This is a genomic window from Chryseobacterium foetidum (genome assembly GCF_025457425.1).
Lineage (GTDB): Bacteria > Bacteroidota > Bacteroidia > Flavobacteriales > Weeksellaceae > Chryseobacterium > Chryseobacterium foetidum.
Map to the genome: position 1 here is coordinate 3,631,186 of NZ_JAMXIA010000001.1, position 25,790 is coordinate 3,656,975.

Annotated in this window: 25 protein-coding genes; 12 read left to right on the forward strand and 13 right to left on the reverse strand. The window is 37.3% G+C overall.

What is annotated here, in order from left to right:
• Nucleotides 1-27: 27 nt before the first annotated feature.
• Both NG809_RS16770 and NG809_RS16775 read left to right on the forward strand, forming a co-directional pair.
• Nucleotides 28-1,152: a sensor protein KdpD gene (locus NG809_RS16770; RefSeq protein ID WP_262152420.1), complete on the forward strand. Its 1,125-nt coding sequence runs from the start codon at nt 28-30 to the stop codon at nt 1,150-1,152.
• The gene (locus NG809_RS16775) at nt 1,152-2,879 is read left to right on the forward strand and encodes a sensor histidine kinase (RefSeq protein ID WP_262152421.1); all 1,728 of its coding nucleotides are present in this window, start codon (nt 1,152-1,154) and stop codon (nt 2,877-2,879) included. The genes NG809_RS16770 and NG809_RS16775 overlap by 1 nt, the downstream gene beginning before the upstream one ends.
• 78 nt (nt 2,880-2,957) lie before the next feature.
• Here the strand turns inward: NG809_RS16775 and NG809_RS16780 are convergent, their stop codons facing one another.
• Complete coding sequence (locus NG809_RS16780; protein ID WP_262152422.1) at nt 2,958-5,960, reverse strand: DUF4982 domain-containing protein; 3,003 nt, start codon at nt 5,958-5,960, stop codon at nt 2,958-2,960.
• Between the two features lie 207 nt (nt 5,961-6,167).
• On the opposite strand from NG809_RS16780, the gene NG809_RS16785 reads away from it, so the two are divergent.
• A complete protein-coding gene (locus NG809_RS16785) occupies nt 6,168-7,202 on the forward strand; it encodes a LacI family DNA-binding transcriptional regulator (protein WP_262152423.1) in 1,035 nt (344 codons plus the stop codon).
• Here the strand turns inward: NG809_RS16785 and uxuA are convergent.
• The 12 genes from uxuA to NG809_RS16845 form a co-directional block, all read right to left on the reverse strand.
• Complete coding sequence (gene uxuA, locus NG809_RS16790) at nt 7,197-8,360, reverse strand: mannonate dehydratase (protein ID WP_262152424.1); 1,164 nt, start codon at nt 8,358-8,360, stop codon at nt 7,197-7,199. The genes NG809_RS16785 and uxuA overlap by 6 nt on opposite strands.
• A 10-nt stretch (nt 8,361-8,370) precedes the next feature.
• Nucleotides 8,371-9,192 carry an SDR family oxidoreductase gene (locus tag NG809_RS16795; RefSeq protein ID WP_262152425.1) on the reverse strand — a complete coding sequence of 274 codons (822 nt, stop codon included), beginning with the start codon at nt 9,190-9,192 and terminating at the stop codon, nt 8,371-8,373.
• A gap of 74 nt (nt 9,193-9,266) precedes the next feature.
• Nucleotides 9,267-10,172 (reverse strand): IS1595 family transposase, encoded by a 906-nt coding sequence (locus NG809_RS16800; protein ID WP_262147160.1) that lies wholly within the window; start codon nt 10,170-10,172, stop codon nt 9,267-9,269.
• A 364-nt stretch (nt 10,173-10,536) separates the two neighbouring features.
• Nucleotides 10,537-11,358 carry an alpha/beta fold hydrolase gene (locus NG809_RS16805; RefSeq protein ID WP_262152426.1) on the reverse strand — a complete coding sequence of 274 codons (822 nt, stop codon included), beginning with the start codon at nt 11,356-11,358 and terminating at the stop codon, nt 10,537-10,539.
• A 341-nt stretch (nt 11,359-11,699) separates the two neighbouring features.
• Nucleotides 11,700-12,218 carry a DsbA family protein gene (locus NG809_RS16810; protein ID WP_262152427.1) on the reverse strand — a complete coding sequence of 173 codons (519 nt, stop codon included), beginning with the start codon at nt 12,216-12,218 and terminating at the stop codon, nt 11,700-11,702.
• A gap of 4 nt (nt 12,219-12,222) precedes the next feature.
• On the reverse strand, nt 12,223-12,684 hold the full coding sequence (locus NG809_RS16815) for a redoxin domain-containing protein (RefSeq protein ID WP_262152428.1): 462 nt from the start codon (nt 12,682-12,684) through the stop codon (nt 12,223-12,225).
• A gap of 4 nt (nt 12,685-12,688) precedes the next feature.
• Entirely contained in the window at nt 12,689-13,390 is a 702-nt protein-coding gene (locus NG809_RS16820) for a YoaK family protein (protein ID WP_262152429.1), read from the reverse strand.
• 26 nt (nt 13,391-13,416) lie between these two features.
• Nucleotides 13,417-14,463, reverse strand: a complete 1,047-nt coding sequence (locus NG809_RS16825) for a cupin domain-containing protein (RefSeq protein ID WP_262152430.1) — start codon at nt 14,461-14,463, stop codon at nt 13,417-13,419.
• Nucleotides 14,464-14,936: 473 nt separating this feature from the next.
• Entirely contained in the window at nt 14,937-15,494 is a 558-nt protein-coding gene (locus NG809_RS16830; protein WP_262152431.1) for a hypothetical protein, read from the reverse strand.
• Nucleotides 15,495-15,842: 348 nt separating this feature from the next.
• Nucleotides 15,843-18,050 carry a hybrid sensor histidine kinase/response regulator gene (locus NG809_RS16835; protein WP_262152432.1) on the reverse strand — a complete coding sequence of 736 codons (2,208 nt, stop codon included), beginning with the start codon at nt 18,048-18,050 and terminating at the stop codon, nt 15,843-15,845.
• A 284-nt stretch (nt 18,051-18,334) separates the two neighbouring features.
• On the reverse strand, nt 18,335-19,030 hold the full coding sequence (locus tag NG809_RS16840) for a LytR/AlgR family response regulator transcription factor (protein WP_262152433.1): 696 nt from the start codon (nt 19,028-19,030) through the stop codon (nt 18,335-18,337).
• Between the two features lie 54 nt (nt 19,031-19,084).
• Nucleotides 19,085-19,561 (reverse strand): Dps family protein, encoded by a 477-nt coding sequence (locus tag NG809_RS16845; RefSeq protein ID WP_262152434.1) that lies wholly within the window; start codon nt 19,559-19,561, stop codon nt 19,085-19,087.
• Nucleotides 19,562-19,794: 233 nt separating this feature from the next.
• Between NG809_RS16845 and NG809_RS16850 the strand changes: the two genes are divergently transcribed.
• The 9 genes from NG809_RS16850 (at nt 19,795) to NG809_RS16890 (ending at nt 25,783) form a co-directional block, all read left to right on the forward strand.
• Entirely contained in the window at nt 19,795-20,727 is a 933-nt protein-coding gene (locus tag NG809_RS16850; RefSeq protein WP_262152435.1) for a ring-cleaving dioxygenase, read from the forward strand.
• A 50-nt stretch (nt 20,728-20,777) separates the two neighbouring features.
• The gene (locus NG809_RS16855) at nt 20,778-21,074 is read left to right on the forward strand and encodes a GNAT family N-acetyltransferase (RefSeq protein WP_262152436.1); all 297 of its coding nucleotides are present in this window, start codon (nt 20,778-20,780) and stop codon (nt 21,072-21,074) included.
• Nucleotides 21,075-21,127: 53 nt separating this feature from the next.
• A complete protein-coding gene (locus NG809_RS16860; protein ID WP_262152437.1) occupies nt 21,128-22,081 on the forward strand; it encodes a VOC family protein in 954 nt (317 codons plus the stop codon).
• Nucleotide 22,082: 1 nt separating this feature from the next.
• A complete protein-coding gene (locus tag NG809_RS16865) occupies nt 22,083-22,703 on the forward strand; it encodes an alpha/beta hydrolase (RefSeq protein ID WP_262152438.1) in 621 nt (206 codons plus the stop codon).
• Between the two features lie 211 nt (nt 22,704-22,914).
• Complete coding sequence (locus NG809_RS16870; protein ID WP_262152439.1) at nt 22,915-23,262, forward strand: cupin domain-containing protein; 348 nt, start codon at nt 22,915-22,917, stop codon at nt 23,260-23,262.
• Nucleotides 23,263-23,271: 9 nt separating this feature from the next.
• Nucleotides 23,272-23,583 carry a hypothetical protein gene (locus tag NG809_RS16875; RefSeq protein ID WP_262152440.1) on the forward strand — a complete coding sequence of 104 codons (312 nt, stop codon included), beginning with the start codon at nt 23,272-23,274 and terminating at the stop codon, nt 23,581-23,583.
• 10 nt (nt 23,584-23,593) lie between these two features.
• Nucleotides 23,594-24,178 carry a Crp/Fnr family transcriptional regulator gene (locus NG809_RS16880; RefSeq protein ID WP_262152441.1) on the forward strand — a complete coding sequence of 195 codons (585 nt, stop codon included), beginning with the start codon at nt 23,594-23,596 and terminating at the stop codon, nt 24,176-24,178.
• 238 nt (nt 24,179-24,416) lie between these two features.
• On the forward strand, nt 24,417-24,809 hold the full coding sequence (locus tag NG809_RS16885; protein WP_262152442.1) for a Rid family hydrolase: 393 nt from the start codon (nt 24,417-24,419) through the stop codon (nt 24,807-24,809).
• 98 nt (nt 24,810-24,907) lie between these two features.
• Nucleotides 24,908-25,783, forward strand: a complete 876-nt coding sequence (locus NG809_RS16890; RefSeq protein WP_262152443.1) for a pirin family protein — start codon at nt 24,908-24,910, stop codon at nt 25,781-25,783.
• Nucleotides 25,784-25,790 lie beyond the last annotated feature (7 nt).

Here is a 25,790-nt window from a genome sequence, read left to right on the forward strand (position 1 = left end):
ACCGTTCTCAAATAAACCATTTCAATAATGAACGAATCCAGAAAATCCGCAGAAGAATTTTTACATCTTATCAATAAATCAAAAAGAGGAAAACTTAAGATTTATATCGGGATGAGCGCAGGCGTGGGCAAAACTTTCAGAATGCTGCAGGAAGCTCACGTACTTCTTCAAAACGGAATCGATTTAAAAATTGGTTACATAGAAACACACCAGAGAAAAGAAACCCATCGTTTGCTGGAAGGTTTACCTGTTATTCCAAGACGAAAATTATTTTACAAAGGAAAAGAACTGGAAGAGCTGGATGTTCCCGCCATTTTGATGCTCCGTCCTGAAATTGTGATTGTGGATGAACTGGCTCACACCAACATTGAAGGAAGCAAAAATAAAAAACGATGGCAGGATGTGATGGATATTTTAGACGCCGGGATCAATGTAATCAGCGCTGTAAACATCCAGCATATAGAAAGTTTGAACGAAGAAGTAAAGGCCGTGACCGGTGTGGAAGTAGCAGAGAGAATTCCGGATACGGTACTTGCCGCTGCTGATGAAGTTGTGAATATTGACCTTACCGCAGACGAACTGATTGCCAGATTAAAGGAAGGAAAAATTTACGACCAAAGCAAAATTCCTTCGGCACTGAATAATTTCTTTAAAAATGAAAATATTCTTCAGCTTCGTGAGCTGGCTTTAAAAGAGGTGGCTTCGCAGGTGACCAGAAAAGTTGAAACAGAAGTCATCACCGGAAAGACATTAAAGAAAGAAAGATTTCTGGCGTGCATCAGCTCCAATGAAAAAACAGCAAAAAATGTCATCCGGAAAACGGCAAGACTGGCAAATTATTACAACAGTCAGTGGTTTCTGCTGTATGTTCAGATTCCGAAAGAGTCGGCGGACAGGATTAATTTGAGCAAACAGAGACATTTAATTAATAATTTTAAACTGGCTACAGAACTCGGCGCAGAAATCATCAAGGTGGAAAGCAAAAACATAGCCCTATCAATAATGGAACAGTGTGATGAACGAAGCATCACAACGGTATGCATCGGAAAACCACATCTGGATATCTGGAGAATTATTTTGGCAACCGATACCTTTAATTCATTATTAAAAAGGCTGTCAAAACAGAATGTAGATTTAGTAATTTTGTCGTAATGAAAATAAAAACAAAACTGAATGCAGGCGTTGGTCTGCTGTTTTTTATGATAATTGTGCTGTCCACTTTGGGTGGGTGGTTTATTTATCAGCTGAAAAAAGATACGCAGAATATTCTTGTGGCCAATTACAACACGCTGCAATATTCCCGAAATATGCTTTTGTCGCTGGAAGAAATCGGGAAGGAGCCGTTTGCGCTGTCAGAATTTCAGAAAAATCTCAATCTTCAGCGGCAGAATATTACTGAAGATGGCGAGAAAGAAGCGACGCAAAATATTCATGAACATTTTTCAGAATTAAAAAATAATCAGGGCAATTTAAACTTACATTCAGCCATCCGGAAAGATATTGCCGAACTGATGCAGCTGAATATGAATGCCATCCAGATCAAAAGTGGCATTGCCAACACCACGGCACAAAATGCGATTGCAGTGATTTCCATCGTCGGAACTCTCTGTTTTTTGATTGCTTTTATTTTAATGGTGAATCTGCCTTCCAATATTTCCAATCCTATTCGGGAGCTGACTTCGAGTATTCATCAGATTGCCAACCAGAATTACAGAGAACGGGTTCATTTTGAAAGCAACAGTGAGTTTGGTGAATTGGCGAGATCTTTTAATACGATGGCAGAAAAACTTCAGGAATACTCTGAAAGCCGGATTGATAAAATTTTAAAAGGAAAAAAGCGCATTGAAACGCTGATTGACAATATGCATGACGCTGTAATCGGGATCGACGAGAGTAAGAAAGTTCTTTTTGTAAATGATGAAGCACTAAAAATTTCAGGTCTGAAAAAAGATAATTTTGTAGGAAAACTGATTCAGGATGTAGCGGTGAGCAATGATTTGATCAGAGATTTAATTAAAGAGATTATTGATGTCAATCATCCTAAAAATGAGTCTGAAACCTTAAAAATTTTTGTAGAAGGAAAAGAAAATTACTTTGAAAAGGAAATTTTAGACATCAATGTAATTCCCACAGGAGAACACGAAAGCCGTTTTATCGGTCAGGTGATTATGCTCAGAAACATTACGCCATTCAAAGAGCTGGATTTGGCTAAAACACAGTTCATCGGAACCGTTTCACATGAGTTTAAAACGCCTATTTCTTCGATTCAAATGGGTCTTCAGCTATTGGAAAATGAGAAAGTAGGAAAATTAAATACCGAACAGATGAAACTCCTGAAAGGTATTGATGAAGACACGGTAAGATTGCTGAAAATTACACGGGAATTACTGAATCTGGCGCAGCGCGAATCCGGAATGATGCAGCTCAACGTTTATCCGTTTTACGTGAGTACAGTTGTTCAGGAAGTGGTTAAGACCAATCAGTCTGCTGCTGCTGAAAAAAATATCCGTTTTAAAACTTACATTGATCCTCAGTTGGAAAAAATAAATGCGGACGAAGAAAAAATTGTCTGGGTGTTAAACAATTTTGTTTCCAATGGAATCCGTTATTCTCCTGAAAATTCTGAGATAGAAATTTCAATTGATAAGTCGGGAAACAATTCAGTTAAATTTTCAGTTGCAGATCAGGGTGCAGGAATTGAGCCCCAATATTTAAATCAGATATTTACCAGATATTTTCGCATTCCGGGAACCAAAGCTGAAGGCAACGGATTGGGATTAAGCATCTGCAAAGATTTTGTGGAAGCACACGGAGGAAGAATATCTGTAGAAAGTAAAACGGGACAGGGAAGTGTTTTCAGTTTTGTACTGTCTTCGTAATTTGAGATTATACCACATTTTTATATAATTTATTTATTTATAGGTGTTTAATAAAATGAATTTGAACTTTACGAGTGATTATAATTCTTCATAGAACTCAACTTCCACTATGCGTAAATCATTATTTTTGTCCTTCGATGAAATACTTTCCGCATCTTTTTGCTTTTTTCCTGTTACTTCCACAATGTCATTATAAGCATCTTTGGTCGTGGTTTGTCCTTCCAGCTGAATTTTCACAAATCTGCCCTTAACAGGTTTTATTGGAATGGAAATATATCCTAAACTTTTTTCTGTATTTCCGGAATACACTTCCTGATCATCTACTAGGATTTTTATGGGATAACTGCGAGATCTCCAGCCGGCTGGTTTTAATTCTACTTTATTAATTACGGCATCTTTTTCCAATTCATACGTAATCCAGCCTGTTGCTAAATTTCCATCATTTTTCCATTCAGATAACTCGTTGTCATCATAGCTAAATTTAACCTCATTTTGATTAACCGAAGAATATGCTCTCACAATTTTTACAGCTTTTCTCTTAACAGTAAACGAATTACCCTTCGGTGTTTGTCCTCTCTCAAGATTTGATGGTAAATGATGGCCTGAAATGTAATCTGAAACATCTTTGTTATCAACTGAAACCGTATTGAACTCAATTGATTTTGAAGCTAAACCTTCTGCTGAAGCAGTAAGCGTTATTTTTCCGCCTCTGTTGGTTGAGCGTAATAAAATTCTATTGACGCCACTTTCTACGGGTAAAACTTTAGATAAAATATAATTGTCTTTTCCCTGGGCTATTCCGCCACGCCATTCAGCAGGACCTTTTAGGTCGAAAGAAATTTCATTATTCGCCAACGGACAACGGTTTCCCTGAGCATCCACAACTTCAATCTCAACCAATGCTAAGTCTGCACCATCAGCCTTAAAACCATCTGGCGAATGCATTTCTTTTAAACGGATTGAAACGGGTTTTCCTGCAGTTTTAATTTCAGCTTTGCTTAAAAGTTTTCCTTCCGAATTATAACTCACAGCAGAAATTTCACCTTCTTCCCACTGAATATTTTTAAAACTAAAAAGGAAAGCACTGCTTCGTTCACCGAAACCTTTGGATTTACCATTAATAAATAATTCCACTTTTTCACCATTTGAAACCACAAAAACATCTTTTGTAATTTCTGGAGTGTAATTCCAATGTCCGATAATGTACGTTCGGTATTTTTCTATATCAACCCAGCCGTCCCACATCACCTGATGAGCAAAAAAGGCATCTTTCGGAATACGCATCGCATCTACTTCACCGCTTCTTCTATAATTTTCCGCCCCTCTGAAATGCGTGTTTGAATCTGAAAATATAATATTTACACCACCTGAACTGACCCGCGTTCCCGTTCCCGGTCGCACCCTGTAATAATCATACCAGGCATTGATATCAGCAATTGCAAATGAATCCTGATTTTGATTGTAAGCTTTCGTATCCGTTTTTTTTGAGACGGTATTGGTCACAGTGGATCGGTATTCATTGGATCCGTCTCCGTTTTTATGGAAAGGATAGGAATATTCATCCCAATATTTACGCAAAGCCTCATCTCTACAGTATTCTGTCGCCCACATAGGAATATTGGCACTTTTATTAATGTACAGCATTTCGCCTCCATATTCTGCTATTTTACTGTCCAGCATTTCCCTTGAACCTATGGCACGCCCTCCGTGAGGATCGTATTGATCACGGATTGCTTTCATTTCTGCCATGTGTTCCTCCGAAATCGATTCATTTCCGGATTCATAAAACAAAATACTCGGATTATTTCTGTTATAAATGATCGCATCCCTCATCAATTCTGCACGCTGTTCCCAACGTCGGCCAACAACATCTTTTTCTGCATCACCAGCCGGCATTGCCTGAATAAGACCGACACGGTCACAGCTTTCAACATCCTGTTTCCACGGAGTTACGTGCATCCATCTCACAAGATTGGCATTGCTGTCCACCATTAATTTATTTGAATAATCGCTCAACCATGCAGGAACACTCATTCCAACTGCAGGCCACTCGTTGCTGGTGCGTTGTGCATAACCTTTTAATTGAATGACACGGTCATTCAGCCAAACCATTCCTTCATCAAAACGGGTTTTTCTAAATCCGGTGCGTGTATTGACAACGTCCAAGGCTTTATCATCGACAAATAAAGTAGTTTTTACATGATAAAGATAGCCGTAACCCCAGCTCCAGAAATTTAAATTTTCAACCTGATTTTCTGCTGAAACTGTTGCCGTTTGTCCTGCGGGAATCAAAGTGTTTTTTCCGCTAAATGTTTTGACTGTTTTCCCATCAAGATCTTTGATTTCTACTTCGTATCTCACATTTTTATCGAAAGAATATTCGTTACGAACCTGCGATTCTGCGTGAATGAGAGCCGATTTTTTTGAAATATTAATCTGGTCAGCGTAGATATAAGTTCCAGTTGTACCTAAATTGCTGTAGAGTGGAAGCGTCTGATAAATTTTGTCTTTGATGTGCAGATAAACATTTTTCGGAATACCACCATAGTTGGCATTGAAGTTTTTATCATTCCATTGAAATTTTGATTGGGATGTGCTCTCTTTATAATCCCAGGAATTATCGATGCGTACTGCTATAAAGTTTTCTTTACCATTTTTGTTGAGGTAATCTGTAATGTCAAAACCAACTGCCATTACACCGTTTTCGTGCTTTCCAATTGACTTTCCGTTGACGAAAAATTCGCCTCCAAAGCGGATACCTTCAAATTCTAAAAACACTTTTTTACCGTTTGCCTTTTTTGGAAGACGAAAATGCTTACGATACCAGATAATCGAAGTGCTAAGGCTGTCAATAGGAACTCTGAAAGCTTCATCTTCATTAAAAGCTCTGGGTAACGTGATTTTCTTCCAATCAGAATCTTTAAAATTTTTCTTCGACCCCTCCGGAAAATCTCCAACAGCTAATAACCAGCCGTTGTTGAAATTGTATTTTTCCTGAGTTTTAGATTGTGAAAAAACATACAACTGACCACAGATGACTAAAAATAATAAGGTGAAAATATTTTTTAAGTATGCACTCATTTTATGGTGTATTTTTTTGTTCAGATGAACGTCTTGATTTTTTTTGAAGGTTGCTTATTGTTCATTTTATTTAGAGCTTCATCCACTAAACTACAGTTAATTAGATGCTCAACTGTCTTGTAGTGTAGGGCATCAATTCCTTTCTGAAAATTTATTATTGCAGTACATTCATTAATTTAAATATCTTTGAAATCATAACTTTTATCATTGGAGAAAAAAATTACCATCAAGCAGATTGCCACCGATCTTGATCTTTCGGTTTCTACAGTTTCCAAAGCTTTAAACGACAGCTATGAAATCAGCGAATCGACTAAAAGCAGGGTTTTGAGCTATGCTTCCGCAAATAATTATTCTCCCAATCAGGCTGCACAAAATTTAAAAACCGGACGAACAAATACAATCGGCATTGTGGTTTGTGCAATCAATAATGTAATTATTTCACAGATTTTAGACGGAATTTATTCTGCATCGGCAAAATCTGGCTTTGATGTTATCATTATGCAGAGTAATGAAAATATCGATGAAGAAAAACGCTGCCTTTTAGCCTTGCTCAATAAAGGTGTTGACGGCATTCTTTTGGCTCCCGTAAGCGAGAATTCTAATACTGATTTTCTCATAGAAATTAATAAAAATGTTTGTCCCATAGTTTTGTTTGACCGATTTAATCACCACATTGAAACCATTAAAGTCGGCAGTAATGAATATGAAGGAATTTTAAATGCTGTTACTCATCTTAAAGATATTGGCAGACAAAATATTCTCTTTATTACCGGAAACCAATTCGGAGAAGAAAATCTTCGCATCAAAATTTTTAAAGAAGTTCTTAAAGAAATCAATATCACTTTCAGAGAAGAATTGATGCTCCGTTGTGATCTCGCCAATCATCATATACTGGATCAACAAATTGCCACAAAAATTGAAGAACTTCAATTTTCCGGTCAACAACCTGACGCCATTTTCGGGGCTACCGATTTTATCACTATTCGTTCTCTTGGAATATTAAAAAAGTTAAACATCCGGGTTCCTGAAGATATCGCTGTGATAGGTTTTTCCAACTTTGATATGGTTTACTCTCTCAATCCGCCATTATCTGCCATCAGACAACCTGCGAAAGAAATTGGTCATATCGCATTTCTGAAATTAATTGAATTTTTAAATTGCGATATTTCACAGCGTTCAAAACTGATTCAAAACTATTATTTAGATACAAAAATTGATTTCAGAGAATCTACAGGCTTATAAACTTTTTAAAATCCCCAGTTCCAAACCTCTTAATTCGGCAAGTCCTCTTAATCTGCCGATTGCAGAATATCCGGGTAATGTTTTTTTATTTACATCATCCAGCATCTGATGCCCGTGATCCGGTCTGAACGGAATTGGTTTCTCTCTATTTTGATTTTCAATAACAATCGCTTTCATAATTTCATACATGTCAACGTCTCCATCGAGATGATCGGCTTCGTAGAAATTTCTGTTTTTATCTTTTTTTACATTTCGCAAATGAATAAAATTGGTTCTGTCTTTTACTTTATTAAAGATGTTTAAAATCTCTTCATGATTTCCCGCTCCCAAAGAACCTGTACAAAAACAGACTCCGTTGAAAGGTTGGTCAACTGCATTCAGGATAAATTCAAAATCTTTTTCATTACTTACAATTCTCGGCAAACCCAAAATAGGGAAGGGAGGATCGTCGGGATGAATGGTCATTTTGATATGGTTTTCTTCACAAACATCAGCGATTGATTTAAGAAAATACTTAAGATTCTCACGAAGTCCATCTTCACCTAATTTTTTATAAGTGTCAATACTTTCTTTAAGATTTTCCAATGAAATATTTTCCTCTCCCGGAATTCCCAAAAGGATATTTTCTGCAAGCGTTTTCTTATCATCTTCTGTAATATTCGCTATTTTAACTTCAACTTCATTTAAAATCGATTCTGAATAATCCTCAGCAACATTATTTCGTTTCAGAATATGAATGTCAAACAGTGCCAGATCAACCCAGTTGAAGGATAATGCTTTCGAACCGTCTTTCATTTCCAGATCCAGCTGCGTTCTCGTCCAGTCCAAAACAGGCATAAAATTATAGCAAACGGTAAAAATTCCGCAGTCACTCAAGTTTTTTAGAGTCTGTCTGTAATTTTTGATATAAATTTCGGCATTTTCTGAACCTGTTTTTATATCTTCATGTACTGGAACACTTTCTACAACAGACCATACCAATCCGGCATCAGAAATGATTTTTTTCCTTTTACTAATCTCGTCAACTGTCCAGATTTCCCCGTGTGGAATATGATGCAGAGCTGTTACAATGCCAGTCGCTCCCGCCTGTTTTGCATGCTGAAGTGACACAGGATCTTCAGGACCGTACCATCTCCAGGTTTGTTCTAAATTTTTCATTGATATTATTTTAAACTCCCGACCATGCACTGAAACCACCATCAACAACGATCGTTTCTCCATTTATAAATCCTGATGCATCACTTAACAAGTAAACCAATGCTCCCTGTAATTCCTCAGGATTTCCAAGTCTTGAAAACGGAGTATTATTGATGAATTTCTGTGTTCTTGGTGTATAATTATTTTCCGCATCCAGAAGCAATCTTTCATTTTGTTTGGTCAGAAAAACGCCTGGAGCAATTGCATTTACACGAATTTTATCACCATATCTTAAGGGAAGTTCGGTAGCCATCCACTTGGTGTAAGCTTCAATACCGCTTTTGGCAACTGCATATCCCATTACCTGCGTCAAGGTACGGTCAGCAGCAATCGAAGAAATATTGACGATGCTTCCGTATTTATTTTCTGACATTACTCTTCCAAAAATCTGCGTAGGAATCATCGTTCCATAAAGATTTAATTCAATGGCCTCTTTAGTATGCTCAAATTCTGCAGAAAACAAATCCTGATGAGGCTGAATGGTCGCCCCAGAAACATTACCTCCCGCAGCATTCACCAAACCGTCGATAGTTCCGAAGGTACTCAGGATTTGATCTTTGGCAGCCAGCATTTCTTCTTTTGAAAGAACATCTGCAATAATGACCAAAGCTTCAGAACCAAGTTTGTGAACCATGTTCTTTCTTTGTGCAGCGGCTTCTTCATTTCTTCCGATAATTACCACTTTTCCACCTGCTTCTGCAATCGCTTTTACAAATGATTCTCCCAAAATGCCAGTTGCTCCAGTAACGACTATAATTTTATTCTTTAAAGAAAATTTGTCTAATATGCTCATTCCAATGATATTATGATGTAATATTAGAGACAATTTTTTTCAATTTAAAATTTTTAATGTATATCCGTTTTTAATCATACCGCTGTAATATTAGCAATAATGAGCCTTTCGAAGAGTTGGTCGCCGAAATATCTCCGATTTAGTTTGTAGATAAATTCATTTAAATACAGTTGAAGGTATTTTCTTTTGATTTTATGATAATTTCCCAATAAATTCCGTTTTGCATTACTAATGGTAATATGAACCCATTTTAAGGTTTCATTTGTGGTTTCTTTATCCGATTTCTCTGTGATATGAAGCTCTACAAAATCAGAGATATCAACGTACGAGGTACTTTTATCAGTGAAAACAATACTTTGATTATCGATCGATTCCTTAATGGTTTCGTTGATTTCAAGGGAAAGATGCGTTTCTAAAACTTTAGCTTTAAAGTATCTGCAGGATTTTGATTTTTCACCAGTCTCTATATTTTCCAAAGGCGTAGATTCGGCCATTACAGCAACATTTTGTTTGCCCGCTGCACCTCTGCCGCGGACTCCTTTTTCCTGCTCAATCTCACTGGATTCTACTGTAAAATAGCCTTCATCAAATTCAATCATTCCTTCTAAAGTATATTTTTCGTCCCGTGTTCCCATTGCTTTTCTTAGCTTATGAACCATTGCCCAAACAGGCTCATAGCGTTTCAATCCCAATTGCTTCTGAATTTCTTTAGACGAAAATCCTTTTTTTGTAACGCTCATTAAGAACATTGTCTTATACCAAATTAAAAATGAAAGATTAGAGTTCTGCATAATGGTGCCGCTTTTCAAAGAAGTCCTTTTACGGCATTTTTTGCATTCGTAGCTCCAAATGCTCTTAATCCAGAAATGTTCTTTATGACCACATTTGCATGCCACGCCAATCTTATCTCTCTGTTTCTTAAAATGAATTCTGCAATCTTCCTCTGTCCCAAAATGAGCGGTAAAGCTAAATATATCCATCTAATTATTTAAATTACAGATAAATATACGAAATTATTACGAATTACGGATATACATTAAATTTTTTTATAAAAATCTACTACAACGTTTTCGTTTAGAACATTTTGTTGGTTTAAGTATAGAATTGTACATCTGATTTAAAATAAAAATTTTTAAACAAAAAAATGGCGCTAACTGTTTTCACTTGGCGCCATTAGGCTCTTTTTGACAAAGACAGGACTTTATTCAAACCATTTTTTGGAAGATGTTAATAATATTTTAAAGTGTCAGGCTTCTGAAATAATTCGCATTATACTTAGTACTTTCATCTTTTCCAATTAAAAAAGTGAATCCATTCAGACTCACTTTTCGTTATTTATTTAAACTAATCCTCAATAAACTCCAAAAGATCTTTATTGATTGTCTCGTGTTCTGTAGTCGGCATTCCGTGAGGGAAACCAGGATATGTAATCATTTGACCGTTTTTCAACAATTTGATTGATTTCAACGCTGCGTTTGCAATTGGTACGATTTGATCATCTTCGCCATGAAGCACCAAAACCGGAATTTCTACCGCCTTCAAGTCTTCTGTTAAATCAGTCTCAGAAAATGCTTTGATACCGTCGTAATGCGCTACAATTCCACCCATCATTCCTTGTCTCCACCAGTTTCTCTGTACACCTTCTTTAATCACTGCGCCTTCTCTGTTGTAGCCGTAGAAAGGGAAAGTTAAATCAATATAAAACTGATTTCTGTTGTTCAAAGTCTGCTCTCTGATGCCATCAAAAACTGACATCGGAACGCCATCCGGATTCGTCTCACTTTGCACCATCACTGGCGGAATAGCGCTGATCAACACTGCTTTTTTCGCTCTTCCGTTAGCATATTTGTTCAGATAACGGATGACTTCGCCACCACCGGTTGAGTGACCGATGTGAACAACGTCTTTCAAATCTAAGAATTCAACCAATTCAGCCGCATCAGAAGCGTATTGCTCGATGGTATGGTTGTAAATATTCTGGCTGGAACGGCCGTGACCTCTTCTGTCGTGCGTCACCACTCTGTAACCTCTTTGTAAGAAGAAAATAACCTGTGCATCCCAATCGTCAGATGATAAAGGCCATCCATGATGAAACATCAAAACTGGTCCTTCTCCTTGATCTTTGTAAAAAATCTCTGTTCCGTCTTTTAATTTTAGTGTGCTCATTGTTTTAATTTTTTAAATGTTGTGATTGATTAATTTTAATATTTCGTTGTCTTAATTCTTTAGCAAATGTAGGATGGTTCAATTCGTTTCTCGTTAATCTAGTTTAATATCGTACATTTTTGAAAAATAATTTTTATTTGGGCAGCTATTTCCGCCTTCCACTCCCGCTATTTTTTCCCAAGCTAAATCCCCTGCAAAAAATGAGCTCCGTTCAAGTCGGGCTGCAGATTCAGTGTAAAACAAGGTTCAACCTCAAAAGAAAACTTATGTGTTCTTATATACGCTATAAAAGAAACTTAAAAATAATTGAGTGTCAAAAATCTTTTGTGCCTTTTGTGGTTTCAATTCCCAGTATTCTCCCTCAAAAGCTCAAACAAATCTTTTGCGCCACCATCAAATTTTTTCCCATTCACGAAGAAAGTAGGTGTTCCATTCACGCCGCTCATAATTCCACTTTCAAAATCTGAATCCACTTTTTCTGCCAATTCAGTACTTTCCAAATCCTTTTCAAATTGAGGAATATTCAGTTTTAATTGTTCCGCCAGCTTCATCAGTAAGTTATCATTCAAATCTCTCTGGTTTTCGTAAATCGCATCGTGCATTTCCCAGAATTTACCCTGAAGATGGGCTGACTCTGCTGCGATGGCCGCCGGTCTTGCATATTGATGCATTTCAGACAATGGAAAGTTTCTGAAAACAAATTTAATTTGACTTCCAAATTCTTTCATCAATTCCTTCAGAACCGGATAAGCAGCGCCACAATAAGGACATTGGTAATCTCCGTATTCTACAATCACAAGGTCGGCTTCTAGGTTGCCCTGTGCGTGGTCAGTATTGCTGACGTTTGGTTTTAGTGACATAATTTTATTTTGTGTTAAGGGTTTCTAAAGCGTCTAAAATTCCGTCTGCGCCAGGATTGATGGCCGTTGGCGACAGATAACTCCATTCGATGATGCCATCTTTATTGATGACGAAAAGTGCGCGTTTGCATTCGCCTTCTTCATCGTCATAAACGCCGTATTTTTTGGTAATTTCTCCTTTAGCTTCAAAATCTGCCAGCAAAGGAAAATGTAAATTCCTTGATTGTGAAAAAGCCAGATGACACCATTTGCTGTCGACAGAAATTCCGAAAATCTCTGCATCGTACTTCTTGAAAAACTTCAACGTCTCATTGTACAAAGCCATTTGGTCGCTGCAAACCGGACTCCAGTCTGCGGGATAAAAAGCGAGAATGACATTCTTCCCTTTTAATTCTGAAAGTGTAATTTTTTGGTCGGGCGTTGCGTACAAAGTAAAATCTGGAGCAACATCGTTTTTCTGTAACATAATATTAGTTTTTAGCGTTAATTTTTGAAATCAATATGCCGCAAATCATTAGTAATAATGCTGGAATCATCAATGTCCATTTTCCAAAATAGTCGAGTAGGAAAGGAGTGATAAATGCACCGGACAAAAACCCTATCCACAAAAGCAAAAGATGAATGGCGTTGGATTGATATTCCTTTTTTTCTGCTTTATCTTTGGTCATCGTCAGCATTGCGGTGTTTCTTGCCAAGCTGTTCAGAGTTCCTGTCACGAAATCTGTATTCACTTTTTGCTTTCCTACTGAAGTCACAATCGTGTTCATTATTCCCATTGAAAATCCGACGATTCCGATGGATAATAGAGTATTGATATTTAAGAAATAAGCAAGGATGGTGTATAAAATCAGAATTCCGGAAACCAAATAAAATATCAGTGTTTGGTTCTTTATTCTCTTTGATAATGACAAACACGTCCCTGTATAAATTCCAACTAAAAAACAACTTAGAACGGTGACTGTCGTTATGACAATTCCAAAGTTGTCCGTTGAAAGTGACGCTCCCAGTGAAGTGGTATTTCCACTCATAAAAGAGACGTAGGTTTTCCATTGTATCAGTCCTATTCCATCGATATATCCCGCAATCAAAGCTAAAAATATTGCCAATCTCTCCTGCATCTTAACCGAATCAGATGAAACGGAAATGCTTTTTTTAATGCTGGAATTATCCATAATCTAGAGAGATTTTAATTCGAATCTTATTTCTTAGGCTGAATGAAAACTTTCTCAGTCGGGAATTTTTCAACTTCACCTTCCTTTAAACCAAAGTTCGTTACAACAACATCTTTCGGATTTCCAGCCAGCCATTCGCTTAAATCAATCGATTCATATTTTCCGCTGTTGAAGCCAATCAAAATCCGGCAAACGGTATCGCCTGTATTTTTGATGTAATGTCCGGCTCCCATTGGAACGTAACCTATATCGCCTGCACTGAACTGCTCAGTAACGCAAGTAGATTCGGCTAAGAAAACTGACATTTCTGCCTGTCCAGAAATAAAATATTGCCATTCGTCCGCATTCGGATGCCAGTGCATTTCTCTTAAAGCGCCCGGTTGAAGTTCCAAAATAGAACCAGACATTGTACTGCTGATAGGAAATTCCTTGCTTGTAACCAATCTTTGCAAACCGCCGCCCGGAACAATTCTCGGCTGTTGAGAATGCAAAGGATAACGGTGAAAACTTGTTAATTCGATGTCAGATTCATTCGGGCGAGCTTCTGCTACGAAAGACATCTCGTCCGGAACAATTCCCGCAGCGAAGTAGGCTTCTTTCTGAGGTAAAGAAGCTACTTCTTCTAAAGTTAATCCTAAATTCTGAGCAACAATTTCAGGTGGTACAGATGAAACAAAATCCGTAACGCTGAACGTATGGTCTTCGGAAAAATTACCGTTATCAAAAATCAGAATGAAATGACATTCTTCCGTCCCAGTCGCCTGAATAGAATGCCCATAACCTTTTGGAAAATACCAAACGTCGCCCGGCTCAAAATTATCGGTGTAGCTGTGTCCGTCTGGATGAATAATCGTGGTGCGAACTGTCCCAGAAATCACATATGCCCATTCAGCAGCGTTGGCGTGCCAGTGCAATTCTCTCATACTTCCGGGTTGCAATCTCATAGAAACTCCCGCAATCCCGATAGAAGCAGGGAAATCTTTTACAGAAGCGCCTCTTGTCGTTCCGCCGTCGTTGGTGCGAGGTGTTTGTTTTTCTAATTCGTATTTGAAACTCAAAGATTTTGTGTTCATAATATTATTTTTTAGTGATTATTAATATGTGTTTGTCTTTATTTCTATTGTAAAATTAGTCCTGAATCAGCGGTTTTTCAGATTTAATTCGATGAACGGGCAAAATGAGTCGTTGAGTTTTATGATGGAGTAGATGATGAATATTTTTAAACCAAAATGAAAATTTTTAGAGTTACTTAAATCTTATTGAATAGTTATTTTTGTCATTGACTTCGCCGGTTTTTCGATTTCTGAATGGAATTTTGCGAAGCATTATGAAATGAATAATCTTTTAAAATCCAAATATTTGAGATTTTTCGACTCCACTTCAGAACTTCGTTCGTTGACTTTCAGTCAATGCTCAAAATGACAGCCTTAGAAAATTGAAATTCAAAATTTAAGACGCTCTTGGTCTCAAACAAACTGCGTAAAACAAAAACAAAAAAATCACTGGAAAACTCCAATGATTTAATAAAATATAATGTGTCGATTTTTTAAAAAGGCTGATTGTATTTGCCTGTCAATGCTTTGTTTTCGATGCTTTTTGCAAAGTTTGGCGTTTCTTCGTGATTATGAGCGTCGGAAGCGGCTTGTCTGGAAGCGGATGCATCAGCAAGATTCACGTTGTGTTCTTTTAAATATTCGAACATTTCAGGAGTTGCCGTTGCGTGAATTTCGTTGGTGTACAAAGTGGTGTTGTCATCGATTTTAGTTGCTTTCAGTTCCCATAAAACCTGAACTTTTGTACGTCCGCCTTTGGTAATTGAATCTGAAATGGATAACATTCTGCAATAATCCGGACGGTGTTCTACCGCTACATAATGCTGAACCATCAAAGCATCTCCGATTGTTTCAACGTTTAAAGAAACCGGTTCGCCGTCATAAGTGGTAGAAATAGCCGCTCCGATGTGCTGCGTTGAGCATCTTTGATATTCTGCATCGGGAAGATTAAGTAACCAATCCGCAATGTTTACTTTTTCGATTGGGGCATTTATAATCGCTGTAACTGTAGAGTGAGACAATGCGTTTTCTGGTGTTTGAATAATTTCCATAATGTTTAAAGTTTAAGTTTTTGTATTTTTTAATTTGATGATGTAAAACTACAAGCAACTAAAGTCAAAAACAATTGGTGTTCGATGAACAGGCGTAAACTGTCGTTAAATAGATGTTGAAATTTATTATTGAATAGAGAGAAATAATAATGACTTTAATACGCATCAAGTTTGTCATTGACTTCGTCGAATCTTCGATTTCCTTAGGAATTCAAATTATTATTTTAAATTCTATTTTGAGATTCCTACGGAATGACAAAAGCGAAAAAATCATCAGTATAAACAAAAAAAATCACTGCATTTTACAGTGATTTATAATTATAAAAATTGCTACTAATTCAAATTATTTTAAATCGATTTCATAAATAGTTTAGTTTCAAAAAAAGATTTCAGCAAAACATCTTTTACTTCTTCCAAAGCCAGTTGCGATGCTGGATTTTCTTTGGTTGTTAATTCTAAAATATCTAATTTTTCCTCTAACAAAGGAAGCAAACCCATTATCGCCACACTCGATTTTAAATCGTGGGCTCTTAATTTCAATAATTTAAAATCCTTGTTGTCGTAAGCCAATTTCAGTTCCTGCAAATGGGTTGGGACTTTATCTAAAAACTGTTGTGTCACGGTTCTTTCAAAATCCTTGTCTTCATTACTAATAGACTTCAAATAAGTAAGGTCGATGAATTCGTAATTAGAAGTGACTTCTGCGGTTTTTGTTTCGGTTTTTTTGTTTTCTTTTAATCCAAAATTGGAGATTAATTTAAATAATTCTTCTTCTTTGATAGGTTTAGAAATATATTCGTTCATTCCACGGCTCATACATCTTTCGCGTTCGCCTGCCAAAGCGTGTGCGGTCATTGCGATGATAGGCGTGTTCAGTTTCAGTTCTTCACGGATGGTTTGCGTGGCAACGTAACCGTCCATTTGTGGCATTTGGATGTCCATCAAAACCAAATCACAATCATTATTTCTGAGAAATTCTACCGCTTCCAGACCGTTATTTGCGGTTTCGAAATCGATGTTCCATTGTGACAAAAGATGCTTCATTAGACTTTGATTGATAGTGTTGTCATCCACGATTAACACTTTCAAAGACGCGTTTGTTTTATCTTTAAAATAATCGGTGTCAACTTTCGGAACTACATTCAGCTGTTCTTTCGCAATCGCATAAGGAATATAAAAATGGAAAGTCGTGCCTTTTCCCTGTTCGCTGATGACTTCGATATCACCGTTTTGCAACTGAATCAGACTTTTGACAATCGATAAACCAAGTCCGGTTCCGCCGTAATTTCGGGTTGTAGAATCTTCACCCTGATTGAATCTTTCAAAAACTTCAATGAGTTTTTCTTTATCAATTCCAATTCCTGTGTCAGAAACTTTAAAACCTACAACGACTTCATTTTCTGTCTGTTGTTTATTGTAAATTTCTATATTAATATTCCCCTGATGTGTAAATTTAATGGCATTTCCGATGAGGTTGACCAAAATTTGAGTCAGTCTCGTGGCGTCGCCATTCAAGGTATCAGGAATAGAAGAATCTATTTTGCTGGAAATCGTCAATCCTTTTTCCTTGGCTCTTTCTACGAAAAATGTTTCAACTGAATTTACCAATCCATTGATGCTGAATATGCCTTTGGTAATGCGCATCATTCCGGCTTCGATTTTTGATAAATCTAAAATGTCATTAATAATCGCCATCAGATTTTCCCCAGAACGTTGAATGGACGAGACAAATTCTTTCGAAGTGTCATCCAAAGGTCTTTTTTGTAAAAGATTGGTAAAGCCCAAAATCCCGCTCAAAGGTGTTCTGATTTCGTGGCTCATATTGGCAAGGAAATTTTCTTTCGTTTGCGCGGCGACCAAAGCTTTTTTCTGCGCAACATCCAATTCCTGAATCAATAATCGCTGACGTTTGAACTGACGTAGAATATGATAACCAACGATGGAACCGCTTAGAATCAGTAGAATCAATAGGGAAATATCGTAAAATCTGGCTTTCTGTCCCATTTCCTCACTTTGTTTGCTGAGGTTGACCATATCGACTCTGCGTTTTTCATAAATTTTGGCTGTGATATTGGTAATTTCATTCGAGATTTTTCTGGCTCTTGGATTCGCAATCGAAGTTTGGTCATCCATATCACCAATTGTTTTGTGACGCAAAAGAAGTTTCTCCTTCACAAGCTTTTTCTCTAAAGCCAAAACGCTTAGTCTTTGAATCAGTTTTTGTTCCTCAATATCTGCATTGTCTTTGGAGAGGGAATCGAGGAAGTTTTCTACTTCGTCAATTTTCTGGTCAACTCCGTTAAGATGTGTCGTATCATTTGTTGCAATGGAAGCTCGGATTCTGCTTTCAACGCCCAGAATATCGCGGTCGATTTCTCGCAAATGATTGCTCGAACGCAGCTCGTTGAGAAGTCGGTTGTTATTTTGAATGAGTTCTTTGGTATTTTTAGCTGAATTGATTTGAACCGCTATCAACAGAAGAGAGCCCGCAATAAATGTGAGGATGATGAAATAACTGAACCGTTTGTTGCCCATTACTGAGGATATTTTTTTCATAAGTTCTTGTACTTATTTTGAATTGTTAAAAACCACCCCGTCAAAAATTCTTTGAATTTTCGCCACCCCTCCAGAGGAGGGGAATTTTACATTCGAATTGGAACGTTGAATCTCTCGCAGCCCGACTTGAGCGGAAATCCTTTTTTGCTTTGACTTAATTTCTATTTAAAACTGAAATCGTCTGCAAAAAAGATTGGGAGCCCTTCGACAAGCTCAGGATAAACTTCAGGCGGATTAAGCTGCCCAAACCTAACAAAGTGGTTCGACGTAGTCAAATAAAAATGTTAAAAGACATTCATTCTCGTGTTGAGTGCTTTTCTGTACGCATCTGCAACGGGAATGAATTTTCCGTTGATCATAATTCCGCCGTCCTGAAGTGTGTCTATTTTACCGACAGAAACGATGTAAGACCGATGAACTCTGATGAAATGGTCTTTTGGGAGACGTTCTTCCGCCGATTTCATTGTTCCGTGAATGGCATACATTTTTTCACTGGTGTAAAACTTTACATAATCGCCCATTGCTTCCGCATAAAAAATATCATCGAGCTTCAAACGCCTTGTGATATTGGAATCTCTCACGAAAAGGAATTCATCTTTGGTGACTTCCACATCTTCTTTTCGGCTGTCAAGAATCGCCTGAGCTTTGCTGACTGCCTGTAAAAATCTCGCAGGCATCACAGGTTTCAGAAGATAATCTGCGATGTTGAGCTCGAAAGCTTCGAGTGCGTAATCTTTTTTGGATGAGGTGAAAATGATGATGGTTTCTTTCCCTGATAAAGCTTTTGTGAGCTCGATTCCAGTCATTTCAGGCATTTCAATGTCCAAAAATATGAGGTCAACGTGATTTTTTTGCAGGTGGTTGTAAGCCTCCATCGCATTGTCGTATTCCTTCACAATCGTCAGATTCGGAACTTGTTTTGCCAAATGTGCCAATGTGGTTCTGGCAATATCATTATCATCAACGATTAAGGCTTTCATAGGGATAGTTTATTATGGTTGACACAAATATAATTATTCCTTTTCTTATTTTCTTTAATTTCTGAAGTATGAACGAATCATCCAGGCCATTTCTTCGTGTGTTTCTATCAGGCTTGTGATGAAGTCGCTGGAACCGTAATCTTTGTATTTTTCGGCAAAAGGCGTCACGTTTCCTTTTAGAAAATCGATGATGCTTTCGTGGTCTTTTAACAAATCTTTCATAAAGCCCAAACCGTCATTCGTCCTGTCGCTGTATTCTGTAAGATGGGTCAATTCTAAATAAGCTTTCATAGTTGCAGGTGCGTAATGACCGATTTTTCTGAGACGTTCTGCAACGCTGTCAATCAATTCGTCCAACTGTTTGTACTGTTCTTCGAAGAAAATATGGTTCGCGTGGAAGTTTTCGCCGGTCACATTCCAGTGGGCGTTTCTTGTTTTGATGTAAAGTACAGTTTCGTCTGCCAAAAGTTTTGCCAATTGTTCCGCAACAGCTTCTGCGTTTTGCTCTCTAAGTCCGATGTTTGTTTTCATAATTTTAAGATTTAAGTGGAGCGGTATTGCTCTTATTTCTGATGTAAAGTTCAGGATGAATCTTAAAAAAATGATGGATTTTTCGGTGAATGGGCAAAATGGGTCGGTGAAGATGATTCTGGAAACTATTGCTCTTTTAAAATTTCAGAACGAAGGCATTTATTAAACTAGTTAAATGTGCAGTGCAATCCATCGTCCTAAATTTGTCATATCGAAATTAAAAAATAGACAAAATGGAAAATAGAATTTTAGGATTGCACCACATCACAGCAATCGCCAACAATGCAAAGAGAAATTTAGATTTTTATACTCAGGTTTTAGGTTTAAGACTGGTAAAGAAAACAGTCAACTTCGATGATCCCGGAACATACCATTTTTATTACGGAAACGAAGAAGGAACACCGGGAACGATTTTAACATTTTTTCCGTGGGAAGGAATTGGAAAAGGAACAAATGGCTCCGGTTTGGCAACTCACATTGGATATTCGGTTCCGAAAGGAAGTTCGGAATTCTGGAAAAACAGATTTCAGGAATTTAATATCAGTTTTGAGGAAGGAGAAATTTTCGGTGAAAAACTGATCTCATTTCAGGATCCTGACAGACTTCAGTTGCAGTTTATAGAATCATCAACACCGGATGACAGAAAAGTATGGACCACCGATGATATTAAGGACGAAAATGCTTTGAAAGGTTTCCACAACATCACTTTAACCTTGAAAAAAGCAGACCCAACAATCAAAGTTTTAACCGATATTTTTGGATACGGTTTGCAAAAACAGGAAGGCGAAAGATACAGATTCGCAACCGATGCGATTGAAACTGCAAATCTTGTTGACATCATTGAAAACGATAAAATTCCGGCAGGTAGAAACGCCGGAGGAACCAATCATCACGTTGCTTTCCGTGTGAAAGATGATAACGTTTTAATGGAATTCCGTGAAAAAGTAATGTCCGCAGGTTTGAGCATCACGCCGAAGATCGACAGAGATTATTTCTACTCCCTGTACTTCCGTGAGCCGGGTGGTGTACTCTTTGAGATCGCTACCGACAATCCAGGTTTCACAGTGGATGAGCCTTTAAATGAATTGGGCAAAAATTTAAAACTTCCAAAACAGCACGAATCTTTGCGTGAAAAAATAGAAGAAGTTTTACCAAAATTATCATAGCATCATACAGTTTTAGAACACAATATCTTAACATTAAGCAAAAAATTATTATGGAAACAACAAAAGTGGTTTTAGGAAACGCAAGAGGTGAAGTTCAGCTTTTCTCGGATGACAATAAAGCCGGAAAAATGGATATCTCTGTCATCAAAGACAAACTTACAGTATATCACACAGAGGTGGATGATGAGTATGCAGGAAATGGTTTTGCCAAACTGTTATTGGGAGAACTTGTTTCATACGCAAGAGAAAATAATTTGAAAATTGTTCCACTTTGTCCGTACGTTCATGCACAGTTTAAACGGAATCCTGAGGAATATAACGACGTGTGGTTTAAGGTGGAAGCGTAATTTTCACTAAAAACCAACAACCAGCAACTATCAACCAATATCAAAAAAAAATTATGGCACTTATCACAGGACTTCATCATGTAACGGCAATCACAGGCGATTCGCAGGAGAATATAGACTTTTACACAGGTGTTTTAGGGCTTAGATTAATCAAAAAAACAGTCAATTTTGATTATGCTGAGGTGTATCATTTTTATTTCGGAGACGAATTCGGAACGCCGGGAACAATCATGACAACTTTTCCTTACGGTAAAGGTCTGGCCAACGGAAGGCACGGAAAAGGCATGCTCAATACCACCGCTTTTTCTGTTTCAATGGATGCTTTTGATTACTGGCTGGAACGTCTTGATCAATTCAATATTCCTTACAAACAGGCACAGCAAAGGTTATCGGGCGAAGTTTTTATTTACCTGGAAGATTTTGACGGATTGGGTTTGGAGCTGGTTTTTAATGAAAAAGACATTAGAAAAGGTTATGATAATGGATTTATTCCGAAAGATTTTGCAATAAAAGGAATTCATCACGTTGAAATTTGGGTCGATGCTTACGAAAGAACGGCCTCACTTTTAACGACGCAGATAGATCATCAGCTGATTGCTGAAAGCTCGGACAGATTCAGATTTGGAACGGAAGACAGACCCGGAAAATATGTCGATTTGCTTTGCACACCATCTGCTTTGAAAGGTTTGGCAGGAAGAGGAACAGTACATCACGTTGCCTTTGCTACTCCAAATGCGGAAACGCAACTTGAAATGATTGAAAAATTAAACAAATTCGGTTTACAGCATACGGAAGTCAAGGACAGAAAATATTTCACTTCCATTTATTTTAAAGAACCTGGCGGAGTTTTGTTTGAGATCGCCACCTCAGGACCCGGTTTTGATATTGATGAAGAATTGGCTTCTTTAGGTGAAAATCTAATGTTGCCGGAACAGTTTGAAGAAAACAGGGAGCATCTGTTAAGTGTTTTACCCCAAATTAATTATCCAACCCAAAAATTTAATTAAAATGAACCATATTTTAGATATTAAAACATCAGGAAAACTATTAGCTGAAGCCGAAAAAGTTTTGATAATGATTCACGGAAGAGGCGGAAGTGCTCAGGATATCTTGAGCCTTTCACAACACTTGAATGTAGTAGATTATGCTCTGCTTGCGCCACAGGCAACCAATGGAACCTGGTATCCGTTGTCCTTCACCGCTCCGGTTGAGCAAAACGAACCTTGGTTGTCATCAGCCATTGAAACTGTTGGAAAAACTGTTCAAACGGCTTTGGATGCTGGAATCAAAGGTGAGAATATTTACTTTTTCGGATTTTCACAAGGTGCGTGTCTGACCTTGGAATTTTTAGCCAGAAACGCTCAAAGATTTGGTGGAGCAGTGGCGATTATCGGTGGTGTGATTGGTGAAAAAATCAATCGTGAAAATTACAAAGGTGATTTTGCGCAAACGCCGGTTTTCCTGGGGACAAGCAATCCGGATTTCCATGTTCCTATAGAAAGAGTTTACGCGACAGCCAATATTTTAAAGGAAATGAATGCCGATGTGACGGAAAAAGTTTATGCTAATTTTGGACATTCGATTAATCAGGAGGAAATTGAACTGGCGAATTCTATTGTTTTTAAATGATTTATTCTCTCGGAGATTTTTCAGATTCAGCAAATTTTATCAGATATCTGCAAAATGAAAAAAATCTGCGAGAAATAAAAATACGTTTAAGTTTTAAACATAATTATCACGAATATTTGCACAAATAAACACCATCTTGATTCAATAGGAACTGCTTTAGCCCGTTTAAGAAATTAAAATATCAATTGGCTTCAGCCAAAACTTTAAATCAATGAAAATCACAAAAATATTCAGTGACGAAAACGGCGAATCTCACTTCGAAGACATCGAAATTCCATTAATTAATCAAGGCGAAATCGGATTTTTATCAGAAGATATTAATGTCAAAAAACTGCAGTTCAGAACCGTTTCTGCTGATTATGATTACGGTTTTCATCTCGCTCCGCAAAAACAATATATTGTATTGTTGGATGGAGGCGTAGAGATTGAAACTTCGCTGGGTGAAATCAGACAGTTTCAAACGGGAGAAATTCTTTTGGTTGAAGATATTTCAGGAAAAGGTCATACAACAAAAAACCTTGAGAAAAAGGAAAGAACTTCGCTTTTTATTCATTTATAAATTAAGAAAATGAAAACTTTAAATTTTTTAGTCATCGGAAAAAATCAGGAAATTCTTGAAACTTTAAAAAGAATCATCGAAAATAATGAAGGCTGGAACGCCGAAATCCAAAGCGATGAAACCATTTGTCCCAATTATATTAAAGAAAATCAGGTTGATATTGTTTTGTTGAGTTCCGGATTGGATCAAAAATTTGAAAATGATATTAAAGTTTTCTGCGAAAATCTGGATAAAGATGTGAAAGTTATCGACCATTACGGCGGTGGAAGTGGACTTCTGAAGAACGAAGTTTACACACTTTTTCCTAATTTGCAACCTTAAAATAAAAACTATGTTCCAGAATATCATCAAAAACATTTCAAGATTTGTCGTGCTGACACCTGAAGAAGAAAAAATCTATGAAGATCTTCTTGTACTGCAAAAGTTTCCAAAGAAAACACTTTTGTTGCGGGAAGGAGAGATTTGCCAGTTCGAAGGTTTTATCAAAGAAGGCTGTGTGCGAACCTATTATCTTGATGAAAATGGTTTTGAGGTAACCCTTTTGTTTGCAGTGGAAGATTGGTGGATTACTGATATTGCGTCATTCAACAACCAGATTCCATCAAAGGTTTTTATAGAAACACTGGAAGATACTGAGATTTATACTCTCAACCCGACAACAAAAGAAGAACTGATGCAGAAAGTTCCGAAGTTTGAAAGGGCTTTCCGACTGATGATGCAAAAGTATGTGGTGACTTTACAAAACCGTCTGATTAACACCATTTCCCAGCCAGCCACAGACCGTTATCTCGAATTTATCAGGGTTTATCCGACAATTCCACAGCGCGTTGCACAATACTACATCGCATCATATCTTGGAGTTTCGAAAGAGTTTGTGAGCACGATCAGAAAACGTTTGGCAAATAAGCAAAAGTAAAAATGAAATAACGATACTTCTCTGCTTGAAGAGCAGTTCAATATTACTGAATTTTCCGAAAGGTAGTTTACGCATTATATGTAAACTGCCTTTTTCATTTATAGAAATCTTCAGAAAAGAGCGGAATTAAGACTTTAGATTTTTTTTGAGAAACGTTATTTATTAAACCAGTTAAATGTGTGCGAACTTTCATCACTTTACATTTGCTGTATCAAATTAACAATTAAAACCAAACAAAATGTCAGAACAAAACAAAAAATCAATAGGCTTCGGAATGCCTTGGGAAGAAATCTACGGATATGCACAGGCTGTAAAAAAAGGAAATACGGTTTGGGTGTCAGGTCAGTTGGGACACAATGAAAAAGGTGAACTGGCGGAAGGAATGGACGCTCAAATGATGCAAAGTTATGCCAATATCAAGCAACTTTTATCACGATTTGAAATGAGCATGGATCATGTGGTAGAAGAAGTGATCTATGTTACTGATATGGCATCGGGCTTTGAAGCGAGAAAAAAATTCAAAAATGATTTTTATCCTGATCCTTTATCGGTTGCAAGTTCAATTATTGGAGTAAGCGAATTGGCATTACCGGGACAGTTCGTCGAGATCAAGATAATCGCATCTCATTAATTGATTTGTACCAAACTGATTTATTAAACCAGTTCAGTGCCCAGCGATTTTACTCATCCTAAATTTGCTCTATCAATAACAAATAACAACAAAAAGATATGGACAGAAAAGATTTTTTAAAGAAAGGATTACTCGGAACAGGAATGTTTGTAGCGACAGCCTCATTAGGCAATACAATGAAAAATGAGATTGATGAAATCGAGCCTTTGGAGCCGATCGGATACAATCATTTACCAAATACAGATTCAAAAATCAAAGACAATTCTGTAATTCACAAGGCGGATTCCAGAGGGAAGGCAGACCACGGCTGGTTAGTGAGCAATCATACATTCAGCTTTGCCAATTATCACAATCCGGAAAGAATGCATTTTGGTGTTCTCAGAGTTTTGAATGACGATAAAGTGGAGGCGGGAAGAGGCTTCGGAACGCATCCTCACGACAATATGGAAATCATCAGCATTCCGTTGGAAGGAGATCTGGAACATAAGGACAGTATGGGAAATTCGGCGATTATCAGGAGTGGAGACATTCAGGTAATGAGTGCCGGAACAGGAATTATGCACAGCGAATTCAACAAAAATAATGACAGTTTGGTAAAGTTTCTTCAAATATGGGTATATCCAAAGAGAAGAAATGTGACACCGAGATATGACCAGATGACTTTAGACAAAACAAAAGGTCAGAATAAATTCCAGCAGATTCTTTCTCCCAATGCATATGACGAAGGGGTTTGGATTCATCAGGATGCGTGGTTCCATTTGGGAAACTTCGAAAATCATATTGAAACCAAGTATCAAATCAGGAAAAAAGGGAACGGTGTATATGCTTTTATTTTAAAAGGAAGTGCAGAAATCGAAGGACAGAAAGTGGAAACGAGAGACGGTTTAGGTGTCTGGGATATTACAGATTTAAATATCAAATCAACTTCAGAAAATACAGAAATTTTATTGATGGAAGTTCCGATGACGATGTAAGAACTTG

Bases quoted from the DNA above. Each gene is read 5' to 3' on its own strand.
- NG809_RS16770 (WP_262152420.1), top strand. From the start codon at position 28: ATGAACGAATCCAGAAAATCCGCAGAAGAATTTTTACATCTTATCAAT.
- NG809_RS16825 (WP_262152430.1), bottom strand. From the start codon at position 14,463: ATGAACACAAAATCTTTGAGTTTCAAATACGAATTAGAAAAACAAACA.
- NG809_RS16815 (WP_262152428.1), bottom strand. From the start codon at position 12,684: ATGTTACAGAAAAACGATGTTGCTCCAGATTTTACTTTGTACGCAACG.
- NG809_RS16845 (WP_262152434.1), bottom strand. From the start codon at position 19,561: ATGAAAACAAACATCGGACTTAGAGAGCAAAACGCAGAAGCTGTTGCG.
- uxuA (WP_262152424.1), bottom strand. From the start codon at position 8,360: ATGAAAAATTTAGAACAAACCTGGAGATGGTACGGTCCTGAAGATCCT.
- NG809_RS16780 (WP_262152422.1), bottom strand. From the start codon at position 5,960: ATGAGTGCATACTTAAAAAATATTTTCACCTTATTATTTTTAGTCATC.
- NG809_RS16795 (WP_262152425.1), bottom strand. From the start codon at position 9,192: ATGAGCATATTAGACAAATTTTCTTTAAAGAATAAAATTATAGTCGTT.
- NG809_RS16870 (WP_262152439.1), top strand. From the start codon at position 22,915: ATGAAAATCACAAAAATATTCAGTGACGAAAACGGCGAATCTCACTTC.
- NG809_RS16800 (WP_262147160.1), bottom strand. From the start codon at position 10,172: ATGGATATATTTAGCTTTACCGCTCATTTTGGGACAGAGGAAGATTGC.
- NG809_RS16810 (WP_262152427.1), bottom strand. From the start codon at position 12,218: ATGTCACTAAAACCAAACGTCAGCAATACTGACCACGCACAGGGCAAC.
- NG809_RS16840 (WP_262152433.1), bottom strand. From the start codon at position 19,030: ATGAAAGCCTTAATCGTTGATGATAATGATATTGCCAGAACCACATTG.
- NG809_RS16880 (WP_262152441.1), top strand. From the start codon at position 23,594: ATGTTCCAGAATATCATCAAAAACATTTCAAGATTTGTCGTGCTGACA.
- NG809_RS16855 (WP_262152436.1), top strand. From the start codon at position 20,778: ATGGAAACAACAAAAGTGGTTTTAGGAAACGCAAGAGGTGAAGTTCAG.
- NG809_RS16860 (WP_262152437.1), top strand. From the start codon at position 21,128: ATGGCACTTATCACAGGACTTCATCATGTAACGGCAATCACAGGCGAT.
- NG809_RS16775 (WP_262152421.1), top strand. From the start codon at position 1,152: ATGAAAATAAAAACAAAACTGAATGCAGGCGTTGGTCTGCTGTTTTTT.
- NG809_RS16885 (WP_262152442.1), top strand. From the start codon at position 24,417: ATGTCAGAACAAAACAAAAAATCAATAGGCTTCGGAATGCCTTGGGAA.
- NG809_RS16820 (WP_262152429.1), bottom strand. From the start codon at position 13,390: ATGGATAATTCCAGCATTAAAAAAAGCATTTCCGTTTCATCTGATTCG.
- NG809_RS16865 (WP_262152438.1), top strand. From the start codon at position 22,083: ATGAACCATATTTTAGATATTAAAACATCAGGAAAACTATTAGCTGAA.
- NG809_RS16850 (WP_262152435.1), top strand. From the start codon at position 19,795: ATGGAAAATAGAATTTTAGGATTGCACCACATCACAGCAATCGCCAAC.
- NG809_RS16835 (WP_262152432.1), bottom strand. From the start codon at position 18,050: ATGAAAAAAATATCCTCAGTAATGGGCAACAAACGGTTCAGTTATTTC.
- NG809_RS16890 (WP_262152443.1), top strand. From the start codon at position 24,908: ATGGACAGAAAAGATTTTTTAAAGAAAGGATTACTCGGAACAGGAATG.
- NG809_RS16875 (WP_262152440.1), top strand. From the start codon at position 23,272: ATGAAAACTTTAAATTTTTTAGTCATCGGAAAAAATCAGGAAATTCTT.
- NG809_RS16805 (WP_262152426.1), bottom strand. From the start codon at position 11,358: ATGAGCACACTAAAATTAAAAGACGGAACAGAGATTTTTTACAAAGAT.
- NG809_RS16830 (WP_262152431.1), bottom strand. From the start codon at position 15,494: ATGGAAATTATTCAAACACCAGAAAACGCATTGTCTCACTCTACAGTT.